14 protein-coding genes are annotated in these 13519 nt (G+C 58.4%); 4 read left to right on the forward strand and 10 right to left on the reverse strand.

Annotated elements, in window-relative coordinates; translation table 11 throughout:
- The first annotated feature begins 9 nt into the window (after nucleotides 1–9).
- Entirely contained in the window at nucleotides 10–594 is a 585-nt protein-coding gene (locus ACLEIV_RS07965) for a histidine phosphatase family protein (RefSeq protein WP_410456115.1), read from the forward strand.
- On the opposite strand, the gene ACLEIV_RS07970 is transcribed toward ACLEIV_RS07965, so the two are convergent.
- The 5 genes from ACLEIV_RS07970 to ACLEIV_RS07990 all read right to left on the reverse strand — a co-directional run bounded on the left by ACLEIV_RS07970 (nucleotide 542) and on the right by ACLEIV_RS07990 (nucleotide 5396).
- Complete coding sequence (locus tag ACLEIV_RS07970) at nucleotides 542–943, reverse strand: septal ring lytic transglycosylase RlpA family protein (protein WP_410456116.1); 402 nt, start codon at nucleotides 941–943, stop codon at nucleotides 542–544. The two genes, ACLEIV_RS07965 and ACLEIV_RS07970, sit on opposite strands and share 53 nt — an antisense overlap.
- A 21-nt stretch (nucleotides 944–964) precedes the next feature.
- Nucleotides 965–1282, reverse strand: a complete 318-nt coding sequence (locus tag ACLEIV_RS07975) for a DUF4144 family protein (RefSeq protein ID WP_410456117.1) — start codon at nucleotides 1280–1282, stop codon at nucleotides 965–967.
- 557 nt (nucleotides 1283–1839) lie between these two features.
- Nucleotides 1840–3228, reverse strand: coding sequence for a cytochrome c oxidase accessory protein CcoG (gene ccoG / locus ACLEIV_RS07980; RefSeq protein WP_410456118.1), 1389 nt, complete (start codon nucleotides 3226–3228; stop codon nucleotides 1840–1842).
- A gap of 170 nt (nucleotides 3229–3398) precedes the next feature.
- Nucleotides 3399–4823 (reverse strand): aminotransferase-like domain-containing protein, encoded by a 1425-nt coding sequence (locus ACLEIV_RS07985; RefSeq protein WP_410456119.1) that lies wholly within the window; start codon nucleotides 4821–4823, stop codon nucleotides 3399–3401.
- 12 nt (nucleotides 4824–4835) lie between these two features.
- Complete coding sequence (locus ACLEIV_RS07990) at nucleotides 4836–5396, reverse strand: acyl-CoA thioesterase (protein ID WP_410456120.1); 561 nt, start codon at nucleotides 5394–5396, stop codon at nucleotides 4836–4838.
- 229 nt (nucleotides 5397–5625) lie between these two features.
- Between ACLEIV_RS07990 and tyrR the strand changes: the two genes are divergently transcribed.
- The gene (gene tyrR / locus ACLEIV_RS07995) at nucleotides 5626–7176 is read left to right on the forward strand and encodes a transcriptional regulator TyrR (protein WP_410456121.1); all 1551 of its coding nucleotides are present in this window, start codon (nucleotides 5626–5628) and stop codon (nucleotides 7174–7176) included.
- 7 nt (nucleotides 7177–7183) lie between these two features.
- On the opposite strand, the gene ACLEIV_RS08000 is transcribed toward tyrR, so the two are convergent.
- Together ACLEIV_RS08000 and ACLEIV_RS08005 are read right to left on the reverse strand one after the other, a co-directional pair.
- Nucleotides 7184–7675: an SRPBCC family protein gene (locus ACLEIV_RS08000; protein ID WP_410456122.1), complete on the reverse strand. Its 492-nt coding sequence runs from the start codon at nucleotides 7673–7675 to the stop codon at nucleotides 7184–7186.
- 4 nt (nucleotides 7676–7679) lie between these two features.
- A complete protein-coding gene (locus ACLEIV_RS08005; protein ID WP_410456123.1) occupies nucleotides 7680–8309 on the reverse strand; it encodes a LolA family protein in 630 nt (209 codons plus the stop codon).
- Nucleotides 8310–8558: 249 nt separating this feature from the next.
- Here ACLEIV_RS08005 and ACLEIV_RS08010 point away from each other — a divergent pair, with 249 nt between their 5' ends.
- Nucleotides 8559–10493, forward strand: a complete 1935-nt coding sequence (locus tag ACLEIV_RS08010; protein ID WP_410456124.1) for a methyl-accepting chemotaxis protein — start codon at nucleotides 8559–8561, stop codon at nucleotides 10491–10493.
- A gap of 492 nt (nucleotides 10494–10985) precedes the next feature.
- Nucleotides 10986–11267: a hypothetical protein gene (locus tag ACLEIV_RS08015; RefSeq protein WP_410456125.1), complete on the forward strand. Its 282-nt coding sequence runs from the start codon at nucleotides 10986–10988 to the stop codon at nucleotides 11265–11267.
- A 36-nt stretch (nucleotides 11268–11303) separates the two neighbouring features.
- On the opposite strand, the gene ACLEIV_RS08020 is transcribed toward ACLEIV_RS08015, so the two are convergent.
- The 3 genes from ACLEIV_RS08020 to purU form a co-directional block, all read right to left on the reverse strand.
- A complete protein-coding gene (locus tag ACLEIV_RS08020; RefSeq protein WP_410456126.1) occupies nucleotides 11304–11702 on the reverse strand; it encodes a cupredoxin domain-containing protein in 399 nt (132 codons plus the stop codon).
- A 403-nt stretch (nucleotides 11703–12105) separates the two neighbouring features.
- Nucleotides 12106–12450, reverse strand: coding sequence for a cupin domain-containing protein (locus ACLEIV_RS08025; protein WP_104488556.1), 345 nt, complete (start codon nucleotides 12448–12450; stop codon nucleotides 12106–12108).
- Nucleotides 12451–12570: 120 nt separating this feature from the next.
- A complete protein-coding gene (gene purU / locus ACLEIV_RS08030; RefSeq protein WP_410456127.1) occupies nucleotides 12571–13437 on the reverse strand; it encodes a formyltetrahydrofolate deformylase in 867 nt (288 codons plus the stop codon).
- Between the last annotated feature and the right edge of the window lie 82 nt (nucleotides 13438–13519).

The following is a 13519-nucleotide window of genomic DNA, read 5'->3' on the forward strand; positions in this document are numbered from 1 at the left end:
GGACACCCCATGACGCTTTATATCTGGCGCCATCCCACGCCGCTGAATGCCACCGGACTCTGCCTGGGGCAAACCGATGTAGAAGTGGATAAACGCAAGCTCCGCCGCCTGGCCAACCAGATCCAGCGCTTCGCCCGGCGCAACAGGCTGGAAAAAGTGATATGGGTCAGCCCGCTGCAGCGCTCGCTGGGCGTAGGAAAAATACTGGCTCAACGGGGCTTTCGTTGTGAAGTGACTCCCGCGCTGGCAGAAGTGGATTTCGGTCACTGGGACGGTCGCCCCTGGCAGCAGATTCCCAGGGCCGAGATGGATCTGTGGTGTGAACAATTTGCCGATTATGCCCCCAGCGGCGGCGAAAATCTGCGTCAGCTCTTTGCCCGGGTGGCACTGTGGCTCGCGGCCCTGCCCGACACGCCCCGGCTGGCGGTCGGGCATGCGGGCTGGATCAACGCCGCCCGGCTGCTGGTGGCAGGCCGAAGCGTACCCACGGCAGCCGGCGACTGGCCCCGCCCCGTGGCGTATCGGGCGCTAATCCGGTTGACTATTCCAACCGTTCTACCCGCACCGGTACCACCCCCGCCCGAATCATGTTGAGCTCGCGGGCCGCCTGGGCGGACAGGTCGATAATGCGCCCCTTGGCATAGGGCCCCCGGTCGTTGATACGCACTATCACCGACTTTTGGTTGTTGAGGTTGGTGACCCGCACCCGGGTGCCGAATGGCAGGGTTCGATGAGCCGCGGTCAGCGCATGCTGATTGAAACGTTCGCCACTGGCGGTTTTTCGACCATGATGGCGGGCCCCGTAATAAGACGCCATGCCTTGTACTCCAGCAACCGGAGTGGTCTGGGTTGAAGCGGGTGATGCTGGCAAAAAATCGGTGCTGCAGGACTGCGCCAGCAGCAGTAGCGGCAGCCACCACAGCCAGCGTAAGGGGAATGTCATCGAGTAAGCCTCTTGTATCGACTATTGCTGCTCCAGCCAGGCCACCAGCGCTATGGCCTCGGCCATGGTGCGCACTACCAGTTTGCTGGTGCAGCAGATACCCAGGCTGGCGGCATAGTCTCTAAGCCCGGCATTGAGCTCAAACAACGATACTAACCGCAGCTGATGCTGCCAGTACAGGGCCTCGCCTGTTTGCTGCGACAGAAGATGCGGATAACCCTGACTGTCGAGCAGCCGATCACCGACCCGTGGCCTGTGCTCGGCCACCTCATCCAGGTTCGCCACCCAGGCATAGCCCTGCCCCTCGGCAAACTCGATGATGGCCGGCCAATGGATCATTTTTACTCCTTTTTTCAATATGATAAGTACATATTTCCTTGGCTTCGCCAGTATGGGTATCGTCGAAAAAGTATCCTTGAATCACCGTATCATACCAATTTGAATAAACATCTGATCATTTTAAACCCGAGATCAGAGGCAACACAGCCGCCTTCCACGACACGCCATAAACTCATCCCTGAGGGCTCGGGAAATGCCGTCCATGGCATTTCACGGTCGTGGTAGTCGATCTCTGTTGCCTCTTCTCAAGCACCGAGTTATCTGTAGACGATGTCAACAGGCAACTCCTTGGCATCAGGGAGGATAAAGGGATCTGCTCCGCCGACCCTCCGCGCCAAGGATGGCGCGGCGGAGCCCCCAAGGATGGGTTTACGGCGTGTCGGCGGAGCGGGCCCTTTGTCCGACCTTTGCAGAGCAATCAAATAGATCAGTTATTTACTCTGTTTGGTATCATACCGTTATCTCAGCGTGTCGGCCTGATGGACTCCCGCCTGCGCGGGAGTGACGGGGTTGGGCCTCGTGAACGACAAGTCTGGTTCGCAGAAATGCCAATTCCGTTAGCGCCCCGGGCTGAAAAACTGGCTCTCGGCGCCGACTTCCGTCTCGTCGTTACCGGCGACGAAGCGGAGCGGATGCATGCTGCCGGACAACAGGTAAGGATCCGCCGCCAGGCTGATGGGCAGGTTGACGATTTCCCCGGCCGGCACCCAAACCTCGTCGGCTCCCAGCCAGAGAGGACGGGTCAGCCCTTCCACCCGTACCCGATAGCGCTGAGGTTGCTGGGTCCGGTTCGACAGCTTGAGCGTATAGGTATTTTCCACCCAACCTTCCGGCGTTTCCCGAAACAGCTGGTTGCGATCCCGCTGCACATCCAGCGCCATCGGCACCCGGCTGGCGGCGGCATAGACCAGCGCCACCAGCATCAGCAACAGCATAACGCCATAACCGAGCAGTTTGGGCCGACAGAGCCGGGTCTTGCCCCCGGCCAACTGACGCTCGCTGGCATAGCGGATAAGGCCGGTGGCATAGCCCATCTGGTTCATGGTCTGATCACAGGCATCGGCACAGGCACCGCAGTTGATGCACTCGTACTGCAGACCATCCCGAATATCGATGCCGGTGGGACACACCTGCACGCACAGCTGACAGTCGATGCAGTCTCCCAGCTTCAGCGCCTTTACATCGGCCTTGCGCGAACGGGGTCCACGATGCTCTCCACGGGCGGCATCGTAAGCGATGCTGTAGGTATCCTGATCGAACATCGCCGACTGAAAGCGGGAATAAGGGCACATGTGGGTACACATGATGGCCCGCATCCAGCCTGCGTTGAGATAGGTGCACAGGGCAAAGAATCCCACCCAGAAGGTGGGCAACAGACCGGCAGACCACTGCAGCAAGCCGTTGCCCAGCTCGGCGGCCGGCACGAAATAGGCAATGAAGGTAAAACCGCTAAGCAGGGAAATCAGCAACCAGATCAGATGCTTGCCCCCCTTGCGCGCCACCTTGTTCAGGCTCCAGGGTGCCTTGTTCAGCTGGCGGCGTTTGTTGGCGCTGCCTTCCAGTTTTTCTTCTGCCCAGATAAACCAGAAGGTCCACACCGTTTGCGGGCAGAGATAGCCGCACCATACCCTCCCCAGAAAGACGGTGATAAAGAACAGACCAAAGGCGGCCACCATGAGCAACAGCGCCAGCAGGGTCAGATCCTGGGGCCAGATGGTGATACCGAACAGGTGAAAGCGCTGCTGTTCCAGATCCAGCAGCAGGGCCTGCTGGCCGTTCCAGCTCAACCAGGGGCCGGCCAGAAACAGCAGCATCAGCACCCAGCCGGTCGACTGGCGCAACCGCTGCCAGCGTCCGCGCTGGGCTCGCACATAGACATGACCCTGGCTGATGGGCCGGGGATCGGTACAGACCTTGACGTCAATCCGGGAAGCGTGGTTTTCCATAGGGCTCACATTGCTTGTTATGAGAAAGGCAGGCCGATGCCGGCCGGCACCGCCTGTTACGACCGGCGCAGTAAAACACGGGCCGTCGCCCCACAACATGCACAGTTGCCACCGAATAAAGCATAACAGTGGCAACTGGCGAGATAACCCCTATAACAGTATCGACAGGATCAGGCTGATAACCCCTCGGTGAGCAGCTCGTCGATCAGCCCGGCCAGCCGCCAGACGGCCGCCTCGCTGCGCGGATCCCAGGGTAGCGAGGCATTGAGCCGAAAACAGTGCCGGTACTGCTCGTCGGCGGCAAACATGCGTCCGGGCGCTATGGTGATGCCCTCTTCCAGCGCCCGCCAGTACAAACGGGTGGCACAGCAGTGCACCGGCAGCTCCAGCCACAGAAAATAACTGCCTTCGGCGTAATAGACCCGCACCACATCGGGAAAGGCCCGCTGAATGGCCCGATGAAAGATGTGCTTGCGTTGCTCCAGGGTGCGCCGCAGGGTGTGCAGATGCTTGTCATACCGCTGGGTGGACAGGTAGTCGGCCAGAGCCAGCTGCATGGGAGCACTGGTAGAGAGGGTGCTCATCAGCTGCAGCCGCTGAATGGCCTCGGCCTGCAGCCCCGCCGCCACCCAGCCGATGCGAAAGCCGGTGGCCAGGGTTTTGGAGAAAGAGCCGCAGTGCAGTACCCGCCCTTCCCTGTCCCAGGCCTTGACCGGCAAGGGCGGCTCCAGGCCTGCATACAGCTCGCCGTAGACATCGTCCTCGACGAGACTGACTCCATGCTCGGCCAGCAGCGCCAGCAATCGCTGCTTGTTGGCCGTCGGCATGCTGCCGCCCAACGGATTCTGGCAATGGCTCATCAACCAGCAGGCCTTGATCGGATATTGCCGCAGGGCCTGGGCCAGGGCATCGAGATCCATGCCCTGCTGTGGATCCGTGGCCACCGCTACCGCCTTGAGCTGAAACCGCTCTATGGCCTGCAGGGCGCCGTAAAAAGCCGGCGACTCCACCACCACCCAGTCTCCGGGCCGGGTCAGGGCTTGCAAGCTGAGATTGAGCGCCTCCAGGGCGCCCGAGGTGATGACGATTTCGTCGGGCGAAATATCCATGCCCCGGGCGGCGTAGCGCTGGGCGATGCTGCGCCGCAAATCGGCGCAGCCCGGCGGCAGCGTCACGCCGGTACCTTCGGCGTGCATCTGCCGGGCGACCCGGCTCAGGGAGCGGGACAACTGATGCCTGGGGAACAGCGAAGCGTCGGGAAAGGCGGAGCCCAGGGCCACACAATCGGGATCATTGCCGGCCTGCAGCACGCTGAAGATAAAGGCGTTGATGTCCACCGTTTCCGCCGGCAGAAGCGGCGGTGGTGCTTGATAACCGGTCGCCTCCCGGGTGGGGGCGACAAAATAGCCAGACTGGGGCCGGGAGCGGATCCAGCCCTGGCTGTCGAGCAACTGGTAGGCGCTGAGCACCGTCATCAGGCTCAGCCCCGAGCGCCGCACCGTGTCACGCAGCGAGGGCAGCTTGTCACCCTCCTGCCAGACACCGGTGCGGATCTGCTCACGCAGCTGCTGTGCCAGCTGCTCGTATCGGGTCATGTTACGGGCGGCTTAGCCCTTCGGCACCAGGCAGTTTTCGCCTTCCAATTCGCTGAAGGCCTGACCCAGTTCCAGGGAACGGCGAATATCGGTGATTTCCTGCTGGTGGGCTCGGCGCAGTTTCTTGCGCAGCTTGCCCATCACGAAACGGCGGATCTCTTCTTCGTCTTCCAGCTGCAAACCGGCCACCTGGCAGGGCTTGCGGGTTTCCTCATTCAGCGCCACCATGGTGAAATAAGAGGTATTGGTGTGCTTGACGATGCCCTGTTTGAAGTCTTCCGACACCACCTTGATGCCCACTTCCATCGAGCTTTTACCCACATAGTTGACTGACGCATACAGGGTCAGCAAATCGCCCACTTCGACCGGGTTGACGAAGTCCACCGAGTCTACCGAGGCGGTCACACAATACCCTTTGGCATGGGTGGCCGCGCAGGTATAGGCAATTTTATCCATCAGCGACAGGATAATACCGCCGTGAACCTTGCCGCCGAAATTGGCATAAGAAGGCACCATCAGTTCCTTGAGGATCACCTGCGACGACTTGACCGTTCTATAAACCGCTTCGCTCATTACTTCACCTGAATATCGTTTGTGCTGAAATAGTCTGAATTTATATCATTCCGGCGCCGGGCCGGATGAAGGGGGCTAAGGATGTATGAGGCATCCCCCGCCGTAAACCATTCCATAGCATAAAATGCCGACTTTTTTTAAGTTTGCGGCACAGGTCATCCGGTGGAGGCTCGTATCGACACCGGGTGTAAGGTATTATTTACACCCCGAAAAGGTTCAAGACATTATCATGCGCTTAAAAGTCACCTGTGAAGACCGCCTGGGCCTGACCCGGGAGCTGCTCGACATCCTGGTAGAGCACCAGATTGACCTGCGCGGTATCGAAATCGATATCAGCGGCATCATCTATATCAACTTCCCTACTCTCGACTTTGCTGCCCTGCAACATCTGATGCCGGCCATTCGTCGCATTCCCGGGGTATTCGATGTCAAAACCATCACCTGCATGCCCTCGGAGCAGGAGCATAACGCCATTATGGCGCTGCTCAAGGCGCTGCCCGATACGGTGGTGGCGGTAGACACCGGCGGCCAGATCACCCTGGCCAACGATGCCGCCTGCGCCCTGCTCGACCAGAGCCCGCAGCAACTGTTGCAGCAACCCCTGGGCCCGCTGCTGAAAGGCGTGCATGTCGGCCGCTGGCTGGAGCAGGCCTCGCCTCAGCCGCTGAGTGAAAAAGTCACCCTGGACGGCGAACCCTATCTGGCCGACTTTCTGCCCATCTGGGTCACCGAAGAGGCCGGCGACCAGAGCCTGGCCGGCGCCGTGGTGGTGTTCAAGTCTGCCTATCGTATCGGCCAGCACTTCAAGGTGATGCGCAGCCGCGACAGCGGCCACTTCGACGGTTTTATCGCCCAGAGCCCGGCCATGGAAAAACTGCTCCGCGAAGCCCGCCGGCTCGCCACCCTGGACGCCCCCCTGCTGATCCAGGGCGAAACCGGCACCGGAAAAGAGCTGCTGGCCCGCGCCTGCCACCATGCCAGCCTGCGCGGTGAAGGCCCCTTCATACTGCTCAACTGCGCCGCCATTCCCGACGAAGCCGCCGAAAACGAGCTGTTCGGCTACGCCGCCGGCGCCTTCGGCAACAACACCCGGGGCAAACGCGGGGTGCTGGATCAGGCCAACGGCGGTACCCTGTTGCTGGACGAGATCGGCGAGATGTCGGCGCTGATGCAGATGAAACTGCTGCGCGTGCTGCAGGACGGTGTCTTCCGCCGCCTTGGCGACGAGCAGGAAGTAAAGGTGGATATCCGGGTCATTTGCACCACCCAGCAGGATCTCGCGACTCTGGTGCGGGGCGGCCAGTTCCGCCAGGATCTGTTCTATCGGCTCAACGTACTCAACCTGCGTATTCCGCCCCTGCGCGAACGGCAAAAAGACATACTGCCCCTTGCCCAGCACTTCTGCATTCGCTTCGCCGCCGAGCTGGAACGACCCCGCCCCCGACTGTCGCGTGCCTTGAGCGAGTATCTGCAGCATTATCCCTGGCCGGGCAACGTGCGCCAGCTGCACCACAGCCTGTACCGGGCCATCAGCCTGCTGGAAGGTGACGAACTGAGCCTGACCGAACTGGCGCTGCCGGAACAAAACAGCCTGCAGGGACTGGATACCCTGTGTGAAGGATCGCTGGAAGACGCGGTAAAAGGCTTCGAACGTATTTTGCTGGAGCGGCTCTATCCGGAGTATCCCTCCACCCGGCAGTTGGCGAAACGGCTCAACATTTCTCACACCGCCATCGCCAACAAGCTCAAGGACTACGGCATCGGCAAGCACAAGAAATAACGCCCGCTCAGCACCGGCTGCCGTCGAGCAGCCGGGCCTGCAACCAGCGGGACAACCCCAGGGCGCCGTTGTGCATCATGGCATTATGGCTCCAGACAAACAGCGGCCGGGCCAGAGGCGCGGCCAGGTTCATCCAGGGTTGGGTGGTACGCACCCGCCACCGGTAACGCACCCGGGTAATACCCGCCGCCTCGGTCAGCTGCCAGCAACCCCAGCCTTCCACATCACCGCTGGCCTGCCCCACTATCAGCCAGGGGACATACAGGCGGGTGACCCGGATATCGAAACACAACGGATAGCCCAGCCGGCTCTGCCAGTAATAACGATACACCCGGCCTGTGACCTGCCCGTGGCTCTGCTCGCCATCCGAATCCAGCGCTTCGACCCCCTGCAGCCCCGGCCACCAATGCGGCCAGTGCAACGGCTGACCGATGGCTTTGTATACCTCTTCCATCGGGGCCGCCAGATGCCAACAGGTCATGAAGTCGTAGTTCGCCATGGCGTTACTCGGGGAAAAAGAAATGGTCGGGAAACACGGGATCGAGCTCAATCTGCTCCAGCCAGACGGTTTCGAGCCGGTTGCCCCGGCTATCGCTGCTGACCACCTTGAGCGGAAACCACGACTCCCGATCGAGCCACAGCTCGTAACGCGCTGCCTCACCCGGCCCGTCCGGCCCCAACACCACCAGATGCCGGGCCGCCCGACCCGAGATGTGCGCCTCGTTTTGCACCGGAGTCTGGCCCGTTTTCTGCATCTGCAATACCTTTCGCAACAGCACCCCCACGTCGGATTTGTCTACCCGGTGGCCACGGGGGCTGGTCACCAGCGGGTGATCGGGGCTCAGATTAACGGAAGGCCAGCTCAGGCCGAAGGGCCAGAGCCGGACCTGCTGGCGGTAGGGGCTGTAAACCAGCACGGCTCCCGCATAGGGAGACAACACGTCCATACGCACCAGGCCGGGCTTGCGATAGGCATAAAGCAGATGCTGATTACCGTCCGGCCCTTCGCTGCGCAGCTGTAGCCGGTAGCCATCGAGCCGCTCAAACCGTGCCAGTGCCTCCTTGAGCGGTTCCGGATTCAGCGGCTCCGTACTCGTCAGCGTCAACGCCATCAGCAACCACAATCCACTCATCAACCCGCTCCCGGACACAAATCCTGTTTTCAGCATAGCAAGGGCACCCGGCCAGGAGCACCGATGGCATCGAGCCTAAAGAGCGAGAAAAGTTGACCTTCCATTCAGCAACAAGACCCGTCTATAATAAATATCTTCACATGAAGTAAATTGTGATGCCGGTGACGCGCTTCAAACAGCCAGACACAAAAGGGTGGAAAACCTTTGATCGCATCAGCTCGTAACAGTAACACCAGCCTTGGATCCGTCATGAACAAGTTTAAATTACGTACCCTCTGCATCGCCTTTGTCGCCCTGTCACTGGCCTTGTTGACACTGGTATCCACCCTGATCAACATCAATCAGTTTTCCGGTCTTTATTACGGTCAGACCGAAAAAGAATATTTGCCCAACAGCGTGGGGCTTATCGCAGAACAGGTAAGAGCCGAACTGATGCCCGCCATTATTCTGTCGGAAGACATGTCCAAAAACAGCATCTTGCATGACTGGATGCGCGCGAATGAAACCGCCTCCCCACAGCATCAACAAGTGATACGCTATTTGAAACAACAACGGGAAAATACCGGCGCCTCCACCCTGTTCTGGATATCCGGTCTGACCAACACCTATTACACCGACGCCGGCTTCTTCAAGAACATATCCAGTACCAACCCCCGGGATAACTGGTATTACAACTTCATCAACAGCAGTTCTCAGCACGAGTTTTCCATCGATTCGGACGAACGGACCGGCAATCTGACCCTATTTGTAAACTCCTTGATAGAGATAGATGGCAAACGCGTCGGTGCCGCCGGCCTGGGTTATGACATTTCTGCCATTGTCGACTTGATTTCCAACTACAGGCTGGGCCAGAACGGCTTCATGTTTCTGGTTGACCAGAAAGGGATGATTACCGTGCATCCCGATCTGGCACTGACCGAGAAAAACATCACCGAGGTGAGTCAATATCAAGCGGTCAGCCGGCTGCTGAAAAGGCATCAATCCGGCTTTACCTTTGAAAAAACCGAGTTTCAGGGTGAAGAGGTCTATCTGGCGGTACAGGACATACGCGACACCGGCCTGCAACTGGTGGCGGTGTTGCCTTCCAAGGAGATCAGCAGCGAGATCAACAGCGTTATCTCCTTTTCCGTTATCGCCAGCATCATACTGACGGCCATCTTTATTGCACTGACCGTTCTGTTTGCCAACTCCCTGAGCAATTCCATTCGCCGGGTCGGCGACGACCTGCTGAGCATGTCCGGTAATGGCGGTGACCTCACTACACGACTGGACGACAGCCACGACAACGAGCTGGGCCATCTGGCCAAGGGCTTTAACGCCATCATCGGCAAAATTCGCGAATTGGTAGCGGAAATTCAGCACACCGAAACCGCGATGAAAACCGGAATAGAGCAGCTGGCACAACTGGCCAACGACACCTTCAGATCCACCGAAATACAGCGTGGTCAGACCGATCAGGTGGCCACGGCGATCACCGAAATGGGCCAGACCATTACCGAGGTATCGGGCATTGCCCATCGAACGGCGCAAGATACCGAGAGCGCGGTACAGGACACCCACAGCACCAACGACAACATGGCGCTGACCTCGCAGACCATGCAGCAGCTGAACACGGTAATGAGCGACATTGAGCACACCATCGTCGACTTTGCCAGTCAGGCGGCGGCCATCAATTCGGTGGTCGAGGTGATTAACGCCATTTCGGAACAGACCAATCTGCTGGCCCTGAACGCCGCCATTGAAGCCGCCCGCGCCGGTGAACAAGGGCGTGGTTTTGCGGTGGTGGCCGACGAGGTGCGCAACCTGGCCAAGCGCACCCAGGAGTCGACGCTGGAAATTCGCGATCAAATCGCGCAATTGCAGCAAACCGCCCAGCAGTCTACCAAGGCGATACAGCAGGGTACCGCCAGCAGCCGGCAGGTGGCGGACAACACAGGACAGTCGGTCGCCGCCCTGATGAACATCAAACAGAAGTTTGAGGCTATCAGCTCCGGCAACCATCAGGTGGCCGCCGCCACCGAAGAGCAAGGTGCCGTGGCCGAGCACATCAACGAGTCCGCGCATTTGATCTCCGACAGTGCCGCCAGCATTCACCATAATGCCGAAGAGCAGCTTGAGGCGATAAGCGCACTGCAAGAGCGAGCCGAACACCTGCGCAGCCTGGTCACCCAATTCAAGGTGTAACAACCGGCACCCAATCCGTCCCTAATATACCGGCGATCGCCGGTATATTTTGATGGCCGTTCAAGTGGGTAGAGAGATGGGATACGCATTTTTCCAAAGAGCAGTATCATCGGTCATTTCCATTGGTCACCTTGTTTGAAAATGACACCTCACCTCTGGCCCTAGTTAAAGGAAATGGTGAGTGGTTTCCGTATTTCGTATTGCTCCCCTATCGACTCCAGCATATCCGCAAAGGCGTTCAGGCCGTACAGAGTGCAAGGCCAGTTACGCCGACTCGCTACGAGCACATCCATCTGTTTATGGCGTATCGAGCGAGGTACCCTGTTGCCTCTGTTCCGTGACTCCCATCAGCAGAGGAGCCTTGCCTTCCCCCCATGGTTGACGTTCAATGAACAAACATAGAGGGAGTCTGCCGCTCACAGGCAACGGCATGATCAGCCCAACCCTCGAGTTTTTGATTCATTCTGGCTTCAGTGCTGAAAAGGATTTTGTATGAATGTAGATAAAGCTAAAAAACGAATCGCAAAACAGGTCAAGAAGGGCTTTAAAGGATATCCGCTGATTACCCTGGAGTATTTTGGTAAGAGTGCTGATTGTGCAACGGAAGTCGCTATTCGGTTCACCCAGGAAGAAGGTGCGGAAGTTCAGGAAGAACGGTTTGCCAGTGAAACGGATGTCAGGGAAAACGAGGTAATTCAATCTGCCTTGATTAAAATCATCGATCGAGCCAATGCCAGCTCGGTGATGGAAATCGACGGTGTGTCGATTATTTAACTCTGTCGTTCATGCAGTGGAGTCAGCCCATACCATTCACTCCACCACTTCCAGCACGCCAGCCATGCCACGCTCCTGATGGCTGCGAAAGAACATGAGTTTTTCCTTGCAGTAGAAGGGAGTCCGGCCCGTAGCCCGGGGAGTAAAGCGGATAATGCTGGTGGTCCCCAGCCTTTCGTTCACATCTATGCCCATGCGTGGAGACCAGATCACCAGGCTATGAGGTATGACTCCCGCCTCTGTATCTACCTCCAGCACCACCGGAACACCGACCTTGACGATGATATGCTCGGGCTGAAAAAAATAGCTGCCGGCCACGATTTTCACCCGCTGCAGGCCATTGTCGTCAAGCTGGGCCCGAACAGACACCGCCTGCCCCACTACCGGTGCCAGACTCATCAACAGAGCCAGTATTTTTATCCATCGGCGATTCATTCATCCTCCTGCCGGGCCCATACCGCAGCTTTCAGCATAGTTCGCTCAAATACCGAGTTTCAATGACCCCGTCCAGACTGGTTGCTGCACCAGCGGTCGAATAAATTCGCCCCTACAATCGGTGCCTGTGATGCCCAGCTTCGCTGGGCCTGCCGACTGAAGTGGCAGCTACCGGGCAGCATTAACAGGCGATGCCAGAGCATCAAGGAGGGTAAAGGGATCTGCTCCGCCGACCCTCCGCGCCAGGGAGGGCGCGGCGGAGCCCCCATGGATGGGTTTACGGCGAGTCGACGAAGCTGGCCCTTGGCCCGGAATGTAACGGTCAGTAAAAACAAAATCGGCCTGCGCAGTGCGCAGGCCGATGGTCATTTATCGGGTGAGGCTGTTATTACAGCCGTCGGCCTTAGGCAAATACGAAGTACTTGCGAACGGTTTCCACTACTTCCCAGGTTCCCTGGAAGCCGGGCTCGACCACGAAGATGTCGCCGGCTTTCAGGTGAATGGGCTCACCGCCTTCGGGGGTAAGAATGCAGTAGCCTTCACGGAAATCGCAATATTCCCACTTGGTGTAGTTTACCGCCCACTTACCGGGAGTACACATCCAGGTGCCCATCAGCTTGCTGCCGTCTTCCGACTTGTAAGCGTTCAGGTTAACGGTGTGCGGGTCGCCGGACAGCTTTTCCCACTGAGTGGCATCCAGTAATACTTCAGGCTGGGTATCGCGCAGAACCGTGATCTTGTTAGACATGATATCTCCTTGTCATGACTTTCTTTTACGTGAACAGACTTGTCGAACAAGCCTGTTTGCTATGCAGGGGGCACACCACAACTGCGGCTCGCCCCCTGCCGGGAAAACATCGAACGAGGTTCAGCTGCCCAGTACCACCGTCTTGCCCTGGTACATGAACACCCGTTTTTCGATGTGATACTGAATGGCTTTGGCCAGGGTGATGCATTCCACATCGCGCCCCTTGGCAACCAGGTCTTCCGGGTAATGACTGTGATCGACCGTCTGAATGCCCTGGGTAATAATGGGGCCTTCGTCCAGCTCGTTGTTGATGTAATGGGCCGTCGCCCCCACCAGCTTCACCCCCTTGGCATAGGCCTGGTGATAGGGCTGAGCGCCCTTGAAGCCGGGCAGCAACGAATGGTGAATATTGATGGCCCACCCTGCCAGCTGATTACACAGCTCTGGACTCAGCACCTGCATGTAACGCGCCAGCACCACCAGATCCGCCTTCGACTCCTGCACTATCTGCCAGATCTTGGCCTCTTGCTCGGCCTTGGTCTCGGCAGTCACCGGCAGGTGGTAATAGGGAATATGATGCCAGTCGGCCAATCGCTGCAGATCCGGATGATTGGAAATAATCGCCGGGATTTCGATGGCCAGCTGACCGGTGCGATAGCGGTACAGCAAATCGTTGAGGCAGTGATCGAACTTCGACACCATGATCACCACATTGGGTTTGCGGCTGCGCTCGGTCAGCTCCCACTGCATGCCGAATTCGGCCGCCCGGGGCGAAAAACCATCGCGAAACGCCGCTTCATCAAAGTCCCCGTTTTCGGGCTTTCGAAACTCGGCACGAATAAAAAAGTGGCCTGCTCGGGCATCATCAAAGGTCTGCATGTCCGCCACGTAGCAGCTCTGTTCACGCAGGTAGCCGGTCACCGCGTCCACGGTGCCCAGACGACTGGCACAGCTGGCGGTCAGGATCAGAGTATCGTGTTGTGTCATGCGACAGCCTCCTTGTTGGGCCCGTTTGTCATTCCCGTGTGTTCAACATAGTGTGTTTCAAGAGAGTTGGCGGCCTCCGCAT

It is taken from the genome of Oceanisphaera submarina, assembly GCF_046521305.1.
Classification (GTDB): Bacteria; Pseudomonadota; Gammaproteobacteria; order Enterobacterales; family Aeromonadaceae; genus Oceanimonas; species Oceanimonas submarina.